Origin of the sequence: Helicobacter rappini (assembly GCF_900198625.1) — a bacterium.
Taxonomy (GTDB): domain Bacteria; phylum Campylobacterota; class Campylobacteria; order Campylobacterales; family Helicobacteraceae; genus Helicobacter_A; species Helicobacter_A rappini.
Map to the genome: position 1 here is coordinate 12,318 of NZ_FZPK01000062.1, position 17,339 is coordinate 29,656.

A 17,339-nucleotide genomic window follows, 5' to 3' on the forward strand; every position below is an offset into this window, starting at 1 on the left:
ATATTGTCGTGGCAATCCAAACACAAAGCATAACAAAGCTATAAATAAATTCAAATGTCGGTTAAAACATCGTTATATTCCTTTTTGCATTCAAAAATGGACTTATTCCAAAGTAAGTCGTTTTACTCTTATCTTTTTCTTTATGATATATCGTTACTTCCACATAGTCCTTGCTTGGTGTATCAGCCACTGCCACAAAAAATTTTTTATTGCTGCCGATGATGATAAACTCATCACCATATTCCCCATCGATATATGCAAAACGAGTTTTTGTGTCAAAATACCTGCATACATCTGTTCTTACGACTGCTTTTTCTATAATTTCTTTATTACCATTAGTAAAACTAGGCGGTATAACAATTTCCCCCTCTATTGCTTCAAAATGTGGCACACAAGGCGTTTTTAACTCTTCTGTTATAAATATCTTCTCTGTATAGGAAACAGGATATCCCCTTGCCCTAAATCGTATCCTAGCCTTTGCTTCTTCTCTTACTAGCCATTTATAGCATTTATAAGTCTGTGCGATAGGCTCTGTTTGCTTTATCCCTACTGCCTTATTTGTCCCTACTTCTTTTATACTCTTATAATATTTTACTTCCACTCCGCCATAATTCCATACTTCATATTCACATTCATAGCTTTTATTTACATCTACAATCCTTCTTCCATGCTTTACAAAAGCATTTGCCCCCTTTTTTTGTAATAGTATGTTATCCATAGCACTGAATCTATCACTACTCTTAAAAAGCCTATTTATGTTTCTATGATATGTATTAGTATCACTGAGAATATAAAAGAGTTGTATATCACTGCCTTTTAGTGTTTTCTTTTCACTCTTTACAAGCGTAATATTTGCATGTTCTGTTATATTATGTGTCTTTTTCTCTGTTTTGTTATCATTATCTTTATCCCATTGTGTCTTTGTGCTATGGATACAGCCTACAACTACTTGTATTTTTTCTAATGGTCGCCCTCCTAAGTCAGTAGCACTTAGTCCTAAATCACTCGTCTTTGCTTCCATATAATAAGTCGATACAATCGCAGTAAATCCCATGACATCATTTATATTCTCAAACTCTATGTTAGAGAATCTATTCAAATACTCATCATCATCATCATCAGGGTGATTCTCATACAGATAATATGTCCCTAAATCATTTTTAGATAGCCATTTAAAACACGCTTCTACAATCTTAGTCCGCATACTTAGATATATAGGCACAGCACCATTTAATACAGCTTTTAAGCTAGAAGGATTACTCCATTTTGCATCACTATATAGATTACTTAGATATTGGTCTCCTCCTGCACTCTTTTCATTCTTATTATTTAATATATCATACATATCGCTATCTTTAAACTTATCATCTAATGCTCTATAAGGCTCATGCGGCAACATTTGGTCATATCTCTCTCTACCTGCTGCCCCCTCTTTCCATAATCTACCATTTGCATACATAGAATAAGGGTCAGTTATAGCAGTATCTACAAAGTTAGCACTCTTAGGCATATTTCTTAGCATTAAATCATTTGTTTTTTGCGTTATCTCTTTCATTTCTTCTTCTTGTATGGCTGAAGATATCATATTATAGACTGATAGTATCATACTTGCAGCACTTGCTACATACCCTACAATCTGTGCGACGAGTAACCAGCCTGTTACAGCTTGTCCGCCCGGGATAAAAGCAGTCCCAATCGCTACAATAATGCTTACAACAAGCATAAATGCCTGCCAAAACTTCTTATCCTCTGCTACTTCTTCAAACCAGTCTTTTCTCTCTTGCATTTCAAGCAGGGCAAGTAATATCGCTTCATCAATCATTATATCATTTCGTAATATATGCCTTACTTTACATACATTAAGATTGCTTTCTAAGGCTTCTATTGCACTCTGTCGTTTTATAGGGAATCCATGCGTTTTAAAATACCTTAAAACATCATCATAAGTCCATGTGCTTTGGTATTTGAGAGTAGAATCAAACACCTTTTTATAACCGATATTTTTCCAATCACTTAAAACTTTATTTTTTTTATAATTTTTTAGGTAATTTTGGTATATATTGTCTCTATTGTTATGGATTGCTTGGATTTTTTCTTCTCTTTGTCTTATGCGTTCTTTTTTTGTTTCTTCGCTAACATTGTCATACCACTCCCATTGTTTCGTAGCTTCATTATACTTTTGATGAGCACTATAAAACCAAACCCAAACCCCTTGTATTTGCCTTTGTATCTCTTTCTCTGTTGCTAGACTTGCTTGTATTAACTCATTTTTAAAGTAGTCATCACCCTTGCCTAAAACCTGTTCTGCTATAAATAAATAATATGCAGTCTCATCATACACATTATTCATCTCACAATTTGCCATAAACATACTAGCGATATGGTCTTTGTCTATGAATTCAACTTCGCTTCGGTAGGTTTCTTGTTTTTTTAGCATGTTTTACCCTCTTGTAGATTCACACTTGATTATACATTTTGCAAAGTCCTAATACTTGTTACATATTCCCCCCTTATTGTCATGTTGCCTTTTTTCCTTGTTATGTTCTTTTCTCTTGTCATGTTGAGCGAAGCGAAACATCTAGCCCTTTTGCAAGTAAAGATTTTTCGTGCCATGCACTCAAAATATGACAAGTGGAAACAATCCATATTCTAGTATTTGCATTATGGCTTTACGAGCTTTAAGGCTTTTTTATAGTAGGAGTTACCTAAGCGGTAATGACTACTATAAAAAAGCCTTAATCTCTTAAATGTATAATCAAAGACGAATATCTACACTATAAGTTATCATTCCCTAGATACTCCCTAATCTGCTCGTCCGTAAGTCCTGCAATCTGTTCTTTACTAATAACCCCATTATTCAAAATAGCCTTAATATTTACCTGCGTATTATCTTGGTTAGGATATAAGCACTTTTTCATATCAGTAAAGATACTTACCACATCTTTTGCAGCTTGTATCACTTTAGGATTAGGCACACTTGATTTCACACTAAGACTTGCAAGTCTGTTAAACTCACTTTGTGCTATTAATGCAGTCTTTGTGATTTGAGTATGTATAAAAGTCTCACTCATCGCTTTTAATAGCAATTCATCAGCAGTATTATCAAGTATTCTTTCTTCATAAATGCTATATAGATTTTGCATATTTTCACGCATATTATGCTTTATTGCATTCTTTGCTATGCCTATATTATCTAATACATCTTTATCATTTAAAAGCTTATTTGTAATCGCCTTTAACTCTGTATTTTTAACGAGTTTTCCTTTTTCCCACTTCTCTGTTTGTATCCAATTATACAAAGTCCTTTCATTGACTTTAAAAAGCTTTGCTACTTGCTTTATATCTTCATAATGTGCTTCATAATATGTTCTTACTTCTTTTTTTAAAAGTTCTTTTTCACTTTTTGTCATAGCTTTATCCCATTATAAAATAAGATATGCTAATATATATAAAAGTGAGTGTAAATATCGGTAAGGCAAAAAAATGAGTGTAAATTTTAATGAGAGTTTTAAAGCTTTAGTGCGTGAAGTATTCCAAGATAAAAGCGAAGGTGTTATACATATTTTAGATGAAGTTGTAAGTAATAAGGCAAGTGAAGACACACAAAATATAAACAATCTTAAACAAGAAGCGATAAAAGATATAAGAAGTAATATTGCTACAAACGACTTTGTAAGAGCAGAAATTGCCGAGTTAAGAAGCGAATTAAAACAAGATATAGCAGATTTAAGAAGTGAGTTAAAACAAGACATAGCGGAGTTAAGAGAAGAAGTTCATGCAGAATTATCTAAAATGGATTCTAAAATTATGCAATTTAGAGCAGAATTAAAGCAAGATAATGCTAACTTAAAAGCAGAGTTAAAGGACGATATAGCAAAAAGCAAGGTAGATATTATAAAATGGGTGTTTGGTTTGCAGTTTGCTACATTAGCTCTTATTGCAGGTATGCTAAAATTAATGCTTTAAAGGTGTGTTTATGAGAATAGCAATATTATCTAGTCTGTTTATGTTTAGTGTATTGTATGCAAAATGCGATTGTCTTTGTGTAAATGGTAATGTAGAAGCAATATGTAGCAATGCTTATGAAGTCCGCCCTGTATGCAATCCTAGAGTATGTCCTATTGTCCCCCCAAGCATAGAGCCATTACAGACTCCACAACTCCTACCTTTAGGCACTACTTCATGTCATCAAGCACAAGTGTATAATGAATATACAAGGCAGTATGAATGGCAAAGTATTTGTAAGTAATTCTTACAAATATTCATCTTTGATTATACATTCATAAGATTAACCTTTAAAATAGCTACTATTTTAAAGGCTAAAACTCACAAAGCCATAATGCGAATATTAGAATATGGTTTGCTTTGTTAATCCTTTGTCATGTTGAGCATAAGCAAAACTCTTGCTTATGCTATTTTATCATCTTTCTATAAGAGCTTGTCTTAATTTAACAAAGCTATTATATTGTGCTTGAGCCATAGGCGTAAGAATTTGCACTCCACCAAAATTCTCTGTGCTATATTCAATATCTTTTATCATTTTATTTAAGGCACTTACTAACACACCTTCATTAAATGCCCCACTTTTTCTTAAATCACTCACTTGTTTCCTAATGATATTCATATCCATATTGCTTAGTGTTCCCTTTAAAGCACTTGTGCCAAGAGAAGTTAAGATATTGCTTTGTGCTGCACTTAATTCCCCATATTGTTTTGCGTTATCTCCGCCCACATACTGCCCTAAAAATCCAATAAAAGTATTTAACCTATCTTGCCCTGCAATTTGTTGCATTTGTTCTGCCGCTAAGGCATAACCGCCTACCTTTTTATATAATTCTTTAATGTCTTTTTCGGTAGCTAATGTAGCTCTAGCCTTTTCTTTTTGTTCTTCTGTTGCATTAGCGTCTCTAAAAATCTTAACAGCGTCAGCAACTTGTTCTCTAAAAGTCATATCATTTTTATTGTTTATACTCACCCCACCAATACCACCGCCATTTCCCCTAAGCATTCCATTACCTAACATACTTGCCATTTCAACAGACATTTTAGTTCCATTTCTTAATGTTATTTGAGATTCATTATTTCTAGCTGCTTCACCAAGTTTATACACAATGTCATCATAAGTATCCCCACTCGCTTGAATAGACGTTTTTGCTTCATCATACATTTTATTTTGCTGGTCTCCCATTTTCATATTAAATGTATTCTGTGCTTCTTGTGCTTGATTTCCTGCTACCACTTGTCTATTATCACTAGTGAATCTGTTTTGATATTCTCTTCTATTCTGCTCTTTTTCTGCATTTCTTTTCATTCTTGCTTCGGCAGTTGCAGAATCCATTGCTTGTGTGCGTTTTGAATTATAATAGTAGTTTCCTTTTCCATCTGTATAAACATTTTCTATCTCATAATTAGCTCTCTCCATATCACTATATTTTTTACTAGTTTTTGCTTGTGATGAAGTCGCATAATTTTGGTTATTAGTTGCATTAACTCTACTAGCACTTGTTAATTTTTGTTCTTCATTCAATTTTGCTTGATAGTTATTATTAAGTTTCATTTGTCTTTCAGCCTGTTGTTCCTGCCCCACTCTATAATCATGCGTATCACTTTTAAACTTAATATCTAAATCATTCATCATCTCTTGTTGGTGTGTCTGTGCCACTCTTGTATCATGTGTATCTGCTAGATACGCATTGTTATGTTTTGCAGTTTGTATTTGCTCGTCTGTTAAAGCACGATTACGCATTGCTTGTTCGTGGTTATCATGTGTTTGCACTGCATTACTTAAGCCTTGATTAAAGGCATTTGCCATTGCAAGACCTTGATTACTTGTCTTTGCCCTAATGCTATCGCTATAACCTTGCATAACAAGTTGCAGTGCTTGATTGTTGCCATCTCTAAACATTTTCTATCCTTTCTTTAATATAAACTATAAAGCTTTCACCTTGATTATACATTTAACAGATTAAGCCTTTTTTATAGTGGTCATTATCGCTTTGTCATGTTTTACTTTTTCCTTGTCATGTTGAGACAAAGTCGAAACATCTTTAACCTTTCCTAAAAGATCTGCATTCTCATGTATATTGACAATGACTTCTAAGCATTCTAATTTATTATTTTTTTGTAGCCATTATTTCTGTTGTTATAAATGCTTTGTAGCCTTGTGCCACAAATCTGCTTGAAATTCTGTTTCAATTTCTGGGCTTACAATGTAAAATGTATTTCTAACATACACTACTAAATTGAGTATCTTTTTTCATTGTAGCATACCCTACAATACATTCTCATAAGTCTTCGTGTCATTTTTATCGCAAAATCTACTCCATAGTTTCACTATATCGCTAGGCTCTAGAGATCATATCACAAAGTCTTAGGACCGACATTATTTTAGCCCCAGTATCTCATAATCTAAAATATTACTCACTTTTAATCTAGCATTTACTAAACTCTAGGCAGATAAACTTAAGAATAAAAAGATTTAAAATAAGCGAGATTCTAAAGCTTTAATATGATAGCTTTTGCGGTGGATTGGGCTGTAGCCATGTTTAGCGATAGATTCTATATGGGCTTTTGTGAGATAGCCTTTGTTGCTTTTAAGATTATATTGTGGATACAAGTCATGCAAAGTAAGCATTTCAGAATCTTTATTTGTTTTAGCAAGGATAGATGCCGCAGAGATTAGGACATGTTTGCTATCTCCCTTTATTAGCGTGTCAATTTCTTGCACACCAAAGTTTGTATTCCCATCAAATATAATACTTTTACATTGATGTTTTTTTGCGTGAAGTAAAAGCTCTTTTAAGCCCATTTGCATACATTGCCCTAAACCTTTAGAATCAATATTTACAGAATCAAAACTTACAATTTTTACCCTACCTCCATGCTCTCTCAAAAACTCTTGTATAGAATCTGCTCTTTCTTGTCTTTGTGTCTGTGTGAGTTGTTTGCTATCTCTTATATCAAGCTTTTTAAAAGATTCAAAATAGCATTCATCAAGCATAACACTTGCGATAAATAGACTACCAGCTACACAGCCTCTACCAGCTTCATCAATGCCACAAATTAAAGCCATATTAATAGCCCAATAAACCTGTAACTTCATGCCCGATAAATGCGAATGTATAGGCGGCAAGTGTGGTGAAAATAAAGAGATAGATTCCATAAATTTTCTTTCCGCTTTCATTAATAAAGGCGATAGTCGCAGCAAAGCATGGTATATACAGCATGATAAAAAAGATAAAGGCAACAGCAGCTTTTGTGTCGATACTAGCCCTTAGCTCTTCTTGCAGACTTTGATTTTTCAAATCATCATCGACTGCCTCTTCACCAAGCGCATAAAGCACACCAAGCGTTGTTACCACCATCTCTTTTGCGGAAAATCCTGTGATAAGTGCAACAGATAATCGCCAGTCAAATCCAAGCGGGGCAAATACAGGCTCTAGTGCATGTCCTAGTCGCCCTGCAAAGCTGTATTCAAGTTGTGATTCTAAAAGGTTGTTTTCATATATTTTTTGCTTTTCTTCAAACTCTCTCTCACTTAGATTCTGTGTTTCTAGTGCTTGTATGTCTCTATTAAATTCTTCTTGCAATAGTGTGCTTTTAGGAAAGTTTGCAAGTATCCACACAAGGATAGCCCCAATGAGTATCACGCTTCCAGCTTTCTTTAAAAAGAGATAGCTTTTACCCCATACGCTAAACCATATTACGCGAAGAGTTGGGATTCTATAACGGGGCATCTCCATGACAAAAGGCTCACTCTCCCCGCGAAATACAAATATTCTTAGAATCTTAGCAAGTATTAAAGCGATAATAAAACCGCATAAATAGATTCCAAAAAGTATAATTCCAGCGTATTCTGCCGAGAAAAATGCACCAACAAAAAGCAAATAAATAGGCAATCTAGCACTACAACTCATAAAGCCGATGATAAAAAGCGTGAGTAATTTATCCCTTTTATTCTGCAAAGTTCGTGTCGCCATATACGCAGGGACAGAGCAACCAAAGCCCATAACAAGCGGGATAAAACTCTTGCCATGCAGACCAAACTTAAAAAACAAGCCATCAAGCATAAACGCCACTCTAGCCATATAGCCACTACTCTCTAAAAGGCTCAATCCCAAAAATAAAGTAGCAATCAAGGGCAAAAAGCTAAGGACTGCCCCAACGCCTTTAATAATCCCATCACCTAAGAGTGAAGCTAAAAGCTCATTTGTTATAGAATCTTTTGTAAAAGTCGCAAGTGTGTCAATACCAGATTCTATCAATTCCTTAAAAAAATCCCCAAGCACAAAGCTAAGCTGAAATACAAGAAACATAGCAAGTAAGAAAATAGGAATACTCCAGATTCTATGTAGTAAAATAGAATCTAGTTTAGCACTCCCTGCGGCACGAGGCTTTGTAACCTTTTGGATATGATTGACTATAACTTGTGCATTTTGTGCGAGTGTGCTTGTAATGCCTATGTTGTTATGTTTATGCTCTTGTATCTCTTCTTGTGTATTGTGCCATTTTATATTATTAGAATCTTTTTGTATAGATTCTGTATCTCTAGTTTTCATATAAGATTCATGTGTGGCAATCAATGTATCAAGTAAGATATTTAGATTTTGCTTCTTTGTAGAAGACACTTCGCATACATTTACATGTAGCATTTGACTTAGCTGTTTTGTGTCAATCATTATGCCATCAATTTTAGCTTCATCAATCATGTTTAGGGCGATTAGCTTTGCTTTATCTAGCTGTTGTAATTGCAAGGTTAAGATGAGATTATGCTCTAGGTTTGTAGAATCAAGCACATTTAGGATAATATCATAACTCTCATTATCTAAAAAATCCTTGCAAACTCTCTCTTCTGTCGTATAGCCATTTAGAGAATATGTCCCGGGTAAATCAATCATAGTGATCGTGTAGTCTTTGTAGTTTAGTGTAGCTTCTGCCTTTTCAAGTGTAACGCCACTAAAGTTTCCCACTCGCATTTTTGCATTGCTTAATGCGTTGATTAATGAGCTTTTGCCGACATTTGGTTGCCCTACTAAAACGACTTTGAGTGTTTTCATGTTATATAAGCATTCCTAAAATGAGTGATTAAAATAATATTAATTTTTATTTTAACTTGTAAATATGAAGTTTATATTTACCTATAAAGCCCTATGACACAGGCAAAGAGAGAATCTTTATAAAATAAAAGTTTAAAATATATAAAAAGATAGGAATATTATATAAAAAATAGATTGTAGTGCTTATTTATTATATATTTTATAGTATTTAGTAGAAAAATATAATGAGATAGTGAAAAGCAAAACTTAATAAATAGTTTGTATTATCACAATTATAAGATATATGAGAATCTGTAATATATAAGATTTTCTAGCGTCCGCCCCTCACAGAATAAAAAATAACCTTAATAAAAATCGTAAAAAAGATTCCCTCAAAAGTGGCTGCAATAATGAGTGAATAATATTGCTCTTGTGTGATAGCGTGTAAATCTAGCCCAAGCTTTGCAATGGCGACTAAAAAAGTAAGCGGCATACAATCACTTAGGGCAAAAAGTGTAGTATTTTTAATGCTTTTAAAATACGACCCAAAGGCAATATTTGCGGCAAGTAATCGCACGGCAAGCATACCAAAGGCAATGTAGATTCCCTGTAACATAACATTGTAATTGCTTAGAATCTCTTTAAGGTTGAGCGTCGAGCCAACATATACAAAAAATAAAGGCACAAAGAATCCAAATCCTATATCATTAAGCTTATGCACCATATCGTGCTTATAGGCAAAAAAAGTAGCTATCACCATACCCGCTAAAAACGCACCAAGCACATCTTCAATATCCATGAAAGTTGTGATTCCAATGAGAATGAAAAAGAGCATAAAGCTAAAGCGAATGTCTTGATTATTGCTATCATTTGTCGGCATAAACCATAGCTTTATAGCGGGTTTCCACCAAAAGACAATTTTGCCTATACGAAAGATAATGAGAAATGCTATAACAAAAAGGGCTAAAAAAGCAAAGGCTTTATAAAAAGTCCATGAAGTGATTGTGCCTACATTTTGTGCGTAGCCATTCTGCACCACAACAAGGGCAGTAATGCTTACGAGTTCACCGACTATGCCTATTTTTAAGGCGACATTTAGCCACTCACGATTTTTCCCATAATCCCTTATAAGCGTTACTAACATGCCAAGACTCATCACAGGAAAAATAGCAATATAAATCCACTCAAGATTAAAGATTAAGACAATGCTTCCCGCTGCTGCATACAGAATAATAAAATATAAACATGCCTTTTTGTAAAACTCTTTGCCAAGCCGACTAAACCCACGCAAATCCACTTCCATACCTGCTAAAAGCATGAGATACAAAAAGCTTACATGTGCTACTACATTAAGTGTTTCACTGCCTTTAAAGATTCCAAAATAGCACGCAAAAGCACCAAGTAGAATCTCCACAACCGCAACAGGAATGCGAGTAAATCTACTCACATAAGGTGCTGCTACAATCAATAATGCAATAACCGCAAAAGTAGATAACTCTTGTTCGTGCATAGCTTTACTTTTCTTAGAATCTAAACATTATGTATGCCTTGAGCGAATGCCTTGAGAAAGGCTTGTGGATAGAGTCTATATTCCACATCATGCACTCTTTGTGTGAAGTCTTCAAGGCTTTCATTTGGAATCTTTTGAATCTTTTCTTGCAAGATAATCATACCAGAATCAAGCTCTTTTGTTACAAAATGCACACTGACACCGCCAAAGTCATTACTATCAGCATAGCTTTTTTCAATACCATTTAGCCCTTTATGTAATGGTAAAAAGCTTGGATGGATATTAAGGATTCTTATATGCTTTAATCTCTCTAAAAATTCAGCTCCTAAAATCCGCATAAATCCAGCAAGCAAGATACAATTAAGCCCATATTCTCTCTCCAGACTCGTTAAATATAGCAATAAAGCCTTATCAAATTCTTGTCTGCTTTTATCTGTGCTATCTATTATCTGTGTAGGCAGACCAAGCCTTTTTGCACGATGAAGAGCATGTGCGTCTTTATTATCACTTACAATGCTTAAAACATTGATTAAGGGATCTTTAGCAAGCATAGAATCTTGTATTGTCTCACTATTTATGATAAAGGCATTTGGGCTTGTTTGCAGGGGCGCTTTGTCTTTAGTCGTGCTATTCTTTGTGAGATTCACGCCATTTTGTCGCATGGCTTGAGTGATTGTTTTATTATGCAGAGATAGGACTAGATTCTCCATATTTGTGCCATTTCCGCTTGCAAGTATTACTACATTTATCGTTTGTCCCATAGAATTCCTTTTGTGATTAGTTTAGCGTGTCAAACCATTCTGGTTTGTCTTGTCTTATAAGCAAGATATTTGCAATAATTGTTTGTGCATTATAGGGTAAATCATCATCTTGAGATTCCATAACTTCCATATAATAGTTCAGAGCATCATCTAAACTGCTAGGCTTTAAACCTGCAAAATGAAATGCTACCTCAAACATATCAAGGATTTGAGATTCTAGCTCTTGTATTTCTTCATCTCGTATTTTATTTTGCAAGGCTTGTGTGTTGTGAGACTTTTTATGTTTTTTATCGTGTTGCTGCATTTACATATCCCTTTAATAGCCATCAAAGCGTAAGCAATAAAAGTGGCATTATAACAAAGTTTCATGGAATATGCAAACTCTAGTATTTATTAGGTTTATCTCTTATTAGTCATTTTATTTACACCCGAACAACCCTCAAGGCATTCAGCAAGGCTAAAAGGGCGACACCTACATCGCCAAATACAGCAAGCCACATATTTGCAATACCTGCGATACCAAGCAGGACTAAAATGAGCTTTGTGCCTAATGCAAATGCAATATTCTGCCAAGTGAGTGTTTGAATCTTTCTTGCGATTTTTATGGCATGGACTATACCCATAGGTGAAGGATTTGTAAGGATTATATCTGCACTCTCTTTACTAATATCGCTATGAGAATCTTTTGTGCCAACGCTTATGCCAATATCTGCACACTTTAACACAATAGAATCATTGATGCCATCGCCTATGAAGGCTGTGATTTTATGCTTTGTCTCTTTTGCAAGTTTGGACTGGTGCTTCGCACAAGTGGTGCTTTTTGTAGATTTGCAAGTATGGATTTTGCAGGTTTGGACTAGTGCTTCGCACGAGTGTTGCTTCGCAACTGCATCTGCGGTGTCGGCTTGGTCATTACCTACAAGGTAACTCCCTTCGCCTCCACCTTGAAAGCTACAAAACGAAGTTTCTTTAGAAAAATCACTCAAAGATACTTCCGCAGCATTTTTATCCACGCTTTTACTAGAATCTAGAATCTTGTCATATTGAGCGTTAAGCGAAATATCTTGTTTAGATTCTAAATTTGATTCTAATCTTTTAGATGTTTCGCTACGCTCAACATGACAAGTTGTAGATTCCATTTTCGTGTCATTTTGAGCAGTAAGTGAAAAATCTTTATTGTTAGAATCTAGAATCTTATCTTGTTGAGATTCTATACTAGATACTTCAGCTAACACCTTAGCATGACAAGCATTAGATTCTAATTTTTCATTATTTTTCACACTAACACTAGCTTCGCAATGAGATATAGAATCTAGCCCCATTAATTCCTGTAATTTTTCTGCTTTTTGTGTAGGGAGTAACCCTGCATAATAGCTTTGTATATTAAGCATTCTTGCGATATGTGCGACACTTTTTTCATTATCGCCACTTAAAATTGCAAGTGGATTTACTCCAAGATTCCTTAAAGCCTGCATACACTCTTTACTCTCTTCTTTTAGTATATCACCTAGCATAATGTAGCCTTGATAGATTCCATTTTTTGCAATATGGATTATGCTAAACCCGCTATCTTGTGTATCTTTATGCGTGTAGAATGGGCTTATATCTATGCCTTTATCTTTCATTAAAGCTTCATTGCCAACTAAGATTCTATCTCCGCAACACTTAGCATATACGCCTTTTCCACCTATCTCTTCAAAGCTTTCTATCTCACAAATATGCGTGTTTTTAGAGTCTCTCATATTTTTAGAATCTTGCATAATGGCTTTTGCTATTGGGTGATTTGAGAATCTTTGTGCCCTTTGTGCTATCTCTAGTAAAGATTCTTTGCTTATATCTGTTAGCGGATTTATAGATTCTATTTGAAATACGCCTTGTGTTAATGTGCCTGTTTTATCAAATACGACTTGCTGCAACTTAGCAAGGTTACTAAAATGCGTAGAGCCTTTAATGAGTATGCCCTTTCTACTTGCAATGCCTAATGCACCAAAATATCCAAGCGGCACAGACAGCACCAACGCACAAGGGCAACTCACCATAAGCACCACTAAAGAGCGATAAATCCACTCATGCCATTCCCCATCAAAAAGCGGTGGAATAAACGCAATGCCAAGTGCTATGAAAAATACAATCGGCGTGTAGATTTTAGCAAACTGCGTAATGATTTGCTCACTTTTTGCCTTTGTGTTGCTTGAGTCTTCTATCATGGCTTTTATCTTTGCAACTTGAGAATGAGAGAAAGGCTTACTCACTTTTATAGTTAGCACACTTTGCATATTAATAGCCCCTGCTAAAACCTCATCACCACTTGCTACATCAATAGGCTTACTCTCGCCACTTATTGCCTGCATATTGAGCGAACTCTCACCCTGCATAATAATGCCATCAACGGGGACTTTCTCGCCAACTTTTACAAGGATTATATCATCAACCTTTAATAACTCTGGGTGAGTATCCTGCCAAATAATCGTATTAGAATCTGCCTGTTTTATCTGTAAATGTGCTATCTCTGGTGTAATATCTAGCAAATCATACAAAGATTTTTTAGATCGCTTCAAGGCTAGAGATTCTAAAAACTCGCCTATACGGAAAAAGAGCATAACTGCCACACTCTCGCTTATCTCGCCAATGCAAAATGCCGCAATAGTCGCGATAAACATAAGCGTATTTTCATCAAAAAAGACTTTATTTTTCACATTACGCCATACTGCCCTAAATATAGGCAATCCCGCGATAATGTAGAGTAGCAATAAAATGATATAGATTAGAATCTGAAAGGGTGTAATTGCACTAAAAATGCTATGTAAAAATGATAGAGATTCCATATAATGCAAAAGCACTGCATAGCTAACACCAAGTATCATATTAAAAGACTTGATAAAAGAGCTAGATTCTAAAGGTGTATAATGCAAACATAACATACACACAGCAAAGCCAAAGAGAAGGGCTAAAAGCAGGGATAACTCTTTTTTATAAGACACATTATGTGTGTTTTCATGTGTGCTACGCACGATTATATCTGGTTCTATCTTAGCAATTTGTGCTTTTATCGCTTCTATATCGCTTGTCTTTATATAGAGTGTATTTGTGCTAAAGTTTATATTTGCACTCTCTACACAAGGCATAGATTGCAAGGATTTCTCAAGTTTATTCGCACATGAATTGCAATCAAGATTTTCTAAAATAAATTTTTGCATATAAACTCACTTATATTTCAATCATATCTTAATCCATATAAAATAAAAGCAGAGTATAACATAAACATGATTAATATACCCATAGGGGTATATGTATATTTGGAATTTTTATTTAAGTCGTATAAGATTATGACAATCAAATGGCTATCTGCACATAATGATACAATGCAAATATTACCATAATGGCAAGTCAAATACAAAAGTGTTGCCGATCTGCATGATTTTCAATATGCAATTGATACCTTAGGTTTCATGCAATATGCTTCATCGCTAATTTCACCAAAAAGCCCTTGGCAATAAGCACACAATCAGCAACAATGATATTATATGTGTTAAAAAGTGTAAAATGGCAGCTTTTGTGCGATACGATATGTTAGGAGCATAATACTCTATTCCTCTCACACCAAAAATTTTTATACTTGTTGTTTTTGTGTATATGTATTCTAGTTTTTATAAACATAGCTTAATATTGCAACGATCTTGCATACTTTGTTTTCGGTTATTTTGTAGTTTTTGCAAATATCTAGCTGTTGCAATACGCTGTTTATTTTTATAATATCAATTTCAAACAAAACAGATAAAAAGGATTCTCTGCTTCAATCCTTTTTTGTGTCCATTTTGTTAATTGGTTGTGGTAGCATTTTTTGTCATCAAATAGCCACTTTGGGTAGTGATTAAAAAGGTATATTCACAATAAGGTTTTGGTTTGTATTGCCGATAATATTGTCGCTTTAAATTAAAAAAATCTTTAAATAGGAACAACATGCAAAGCATTTTTCACAGCACAAACACAAAAGAACAGCTGAATGAAATTATAGGTTTTATCAAGTTATTGCAACAGCAAAATAACTACACTAAAAAGCCTATAAACATTATCCTTTTAAAAGGGGAAGTTGGCATGGGGAAAAGTCATCTCGTGCATGAGTATTGCAAACACAAGGGCATTGCAAGTAGCTCCCCTACCTTTGCCTTTTTGCATGAGTATAATAACGAAATATTTCACTATGATTTATATTTGAAAAATGATGAATACGCTATGATGAGACTTTATGAATCTTTAGCAAATAAAGGCTTACATTTCATAGAATGGGGCAGTGAAACCCTATATCTACAACTACAAAATATGGGCTTTTCTTGCATACTCTTAGAGATACTCCCTACTGATAACACCAACACAAGAGACTATAACTTTTTAGTATAAATTTTAGATTCTATCTCACTTAAATAATAGCAAACCTAAAAGGTAAAAAAATAAATTTAGAATCTTCACACATTCTCAAAAGATAATCTAAACACTACACAAAACCATAGAAATAAAATCTTAGAATAAGCGGTACTTCATAGACTAGCATAAAGCCCTATTTAGATTTTATTCAAATAGAACCTTATGATATGTGCTAGAATAAATGCTAAATATATTTTAACTACTTTTAGTTTAGACTTTTAGATTCTAAATTTCATTTATTTTTCACATATACTGTTCCAATAATGACTATCCGATTGAAATCCATTTATATCACTTGTTAGCTTCATGAGATGTGCATTTGTCATAACCTTACCACTAATACATTTTCCACTAATAAGCTTTCCGTTTTGTGCGTTTGCCTGCCAAATAAGATTTTTTCCTTTATCATAAGCTTTTATAATGCCATTTATATTGTCATCCGCATTATATGGGATTTCAGCTAATATATCCCCACTTTCATAATAATCTATTCTTGCATTTTTTACGCTATCATTTTCAAATGATATTTCAATCCAAAGATTTCCGTTTTCAAAATACTTTTTTGCAATACCTTCTCTTTTCCCATTTCTGTATGATAATTCAGATGCAAGTTTCCCGCTTTTATAATAAAATCTCCTTGTACCCTCTTCTTTATCATTTTTATATGGCGTTTCTTCCTCCAAATTCCCATTATCATAATATGTTTTCAAAACACACCCCCTGCACTTTTTCTTCTAGACTCTCACATTCTTTTAAATTATCCGCATACAAGAATGAAAAAGAAGTGGTGCCACATAAAATCATTGATAAAATCACATTTTTAACATTAAACATTCTAAATTTCATAACTATCCTTTAAGCCAAAATAAAGCTAGACTTCACAAACCAAAATCTCCCCAAGCAACACTAAGAAACAAAATATTAATAACTCATAAATGGTGTGCAGGCTTTAAGCATTTTATTATAATAACCTTGTGATTTTTGGATAATCTCTTTAGAATCTGTAAAATACAATGATTCATAGTTGTTTTCAAACGCATTCTTACTCCAATTTGCACTACCAAATCCCACTAAAGCCCCATCGATAATAATCATTTTATGATGCATAATGCCTTTATATTTGCCATTTTTTGCGGGATTTCCTTCTAGCAAACAAGTATGGATATTTGCAAATTTCTCAAGGTAGCCAATGGTGCTATTATTGACACTTTTTTGCCCCATATCATAGATAATATTTATTTTTACACCCTTACTACTTGCATCACGCAGGGCTTTTGCTATCTCTCTATTTGTAAAGCTATAAATGGCAATATCAATGCTTTTATTTGCTTGTTTAATCACTCTAAGCAATTCGCCTAATGCCTCTTGTTGTTCGTAGGGCATGAGATAGATTTTCTCCATCGCTGATAATGGCATAAAAGCACACATTGCACTTAAGCATGTTATTATAACTTTTTTCTTCATTTTATTGAATCCCATGTTTCTTGTCGGTAAAAAGTGTGTATTTTCTTGCATTTAAATCCTTACTATATAAAAATAAAACAATTTTGTATTATAATGCTAAATTTATCAGTTTTTGTCATAATCATCATTATTTTCTTAAGAGAGCGT

The 17,339-nt window shown here is 34.0% G+C and carries 15 protein-coding genes; 3 read left to right on the plus strand and 12 right to left on the minus strand.

What is annotated here, in order from left to right; translation table 11 throughout:
* Positions 1-61: 61 nt before the first annotated feature.
* Both C6H17_RS10625 and C6H17_RS10630 read right to left on the minus strand, forming a co-directional pair.
* Entirely contained in the window at positions 62-2,437 is a 2,376-nt protein-coding gene (locus C6H17_RS10625) for a hypothetical protein (RefSeq protein ID WP_005218672.1), read from the minus strand.
* Positions 2,438-2,774: 337 nt separating this feature from the next.
* Entirely contained in the window at positions 2,775-3,410 is a 636-nt protein-coding gene (locus C6H17_RS10630) for a hypothetical protein (protein WP_005218673.1), read from the minus strand.
* A 73-nt stretch (positions 3,411-3,483) separates the two neighbouring features.
* Here C6H17_RS10630 and C6H17_RS10635 point away from each other — a divergent pair, with 73 nt between their 5' ends.
* Positions 3,484-3,966: a coiled-coil domain-containing protein gene (locus tag C6H17_RS10635; RefSeq protein WP_005218675.1), complete on the plus strand. Its 483-nt coding sequence runs from the start codon at positions 3,484-3,486 to the stop codon at positions 3,964-3,966.
* 10 nt (positions 3,967-3,976) lie between these two features.
* Positions 3,977-4,249 carry a hypothetical protein gene (locus C6H17_RS10640; RefSeq protein WP_005218676.1) on the plus strand — a complete coding sequence of 91 codons (273 nt, stop codon included), beginning with the start codon at positions 3,977-3,979 and terminating at the stop codon, positions 4,247-4,249.
* 171 nt (positions 4,250-4,420) lie between these two features.
* On the opposite strand, the gene C6H17_RS10645 is transcribed toward C6H17_RS10640, so the two are convergent.
* The 7 genes from C6H17_RS10645 to C6H17_RS10675 form a co-directional block, all read right to left on the minus strand.
* Entirely contained in the window at positions 4,421-5,905 is a 1,485-nt protein-coding gene (locus tag C6H17_RS10645) for a hypothetical protein (protein WP_005218678.1), read from the minus strand.
* A 573-nt stretch (positions 5,906-6,478) separates the two neighbouring features.
* The gene (locus tag C6H17_RS10650; protein ID WP_020995861.1) at positions 6,479-7,072 is read right to left on the minus strand and encodes a ribonuclease HII; all 594 of its coding nucleotides are present in this window, start codon (positions 7,070-7,072) and stop codon (positions 6,479-6,481) included.
* A gap of 1 nt (position 7,073) precedes the next feature.
* Entirely contained in the window at positions 7,074-9,056 is a 1,983-nt protein-coding gene (gene feoB, locus C6H17_RS10655; RefSeq protein WP_005218681.1) for a ferrous iron transport protein B, read from the minus strand.
* Positions 9,057-9,366: 310 nt separating this feature from the next.
* On the minus strand, positions 9,367-10,545 hold the full coding sequence (locus tag C6H17_RS10660) for a cation:proton antiporter (RefSeq protein ID WP_005218683.1): 1,179 nt from the start codon (positions 10,543-10,545) through the stop codon (positions 9,367-9,369).
* Between the two features lie 20 nt (positions 10,546-10,565).
* Positions 10,566-11,306: a formyltransferase family protein gene (locus C6H17_RS10665; protein ID WP_005218685.1), complete on the minus strand. Its 741-nt coding sequence runs from the start codon at positions 11,304-11,306 to the stop codon at positions 10,566-10,568.
* A 16-nt stretch (positions 11,307-11,322) separates the two neighbouring features.
* On the minus strand, positions 11,323-11,610 hold the full coding sequence (locus C6H17_RS10670; RefSeq protein WP_005218690.1) for a hypothetical protein: 288 nt from the start codon (positions 11,608-11,610) through the stop codon (positions 11,323-11,325).
* 118 nt (positions 11,611-11,728) lie between these two features.
* Complete coding sequence (locus C6H17_RS10675) at positions 11,729-14,503, minus strand: heavy metal translocating P-type ATPase (RefSeq protein WP_005218691.1); 2,775 nt, start codon at positions 14,501-14,503, stop codon at positions 11,729-11,731.
* 763 nt (positions 14,504-15,266) lie between these two features.
* On the opposite strand from C6H17_RS10675, the gene tsaE reads away from it, so the two are divergent.
* A complete protein-coding gene (gene tsaE, locus C6H17_RS10680; RefSeq protein WP_005218693.1) occupies positions 15,267-15,704 on the plus strand; it encodes a tRNA (adenosine(37)-N6)-threonylcarbamoyltransferase complex ATPase subunit type 1 TsaE in 438 nt (145 codons plus the stop codon).
* 260 nt (positions 15,705-15,964) lie between these two features.
* Here the strand turns inward: tsaE and C6H17_RS10685 are convergent, their stop codons facing one another.
* From C6H17_RS10685 to C6H17_RS10690, 3 genes are all read right to left on the minus strand, one after another.
* On the minus strand, positions 15,965-16,438 hold the full coding sequence (locus tag C6H17_RS10685) for a toxin-antitoxin system YwqK family antitoxin (RefSeq protein ID WP_005218694.1): 474 nt from the start codon (positions 16,436-16,438) through the stop codon (positions 15,965-15,967).
* Complete coding sequence (locus C6H17_RS13110) at positions 16,422-16,574, minus strand: hypothetical protein (RefSeq protein ID WP_223808376.1); 153 nt, start codon at positions 16,572-16,574, stop codon at positions 16,422-16,424. Before C6H17_RS13110 ends, C6H17_RS10685 begins: the two co-directional genes overlap by 17 nt.
* Before the next feature lie 75 nt (positions 16,575-16,649).
* Positions 16,650-17,243: a phospholipase D-like domain-containing protein gene (locus tag C6H17_RS10690; protein WP_020995860.1), complete on the minus strand. Its 594-nt coding sequence runs from the start codon at positions 17,241-17,243 to the stop codon at positions 16,650-16,652.
* Between the last annotated feature and the right edge of the window lie 96 nt (positions 17,244-17,339).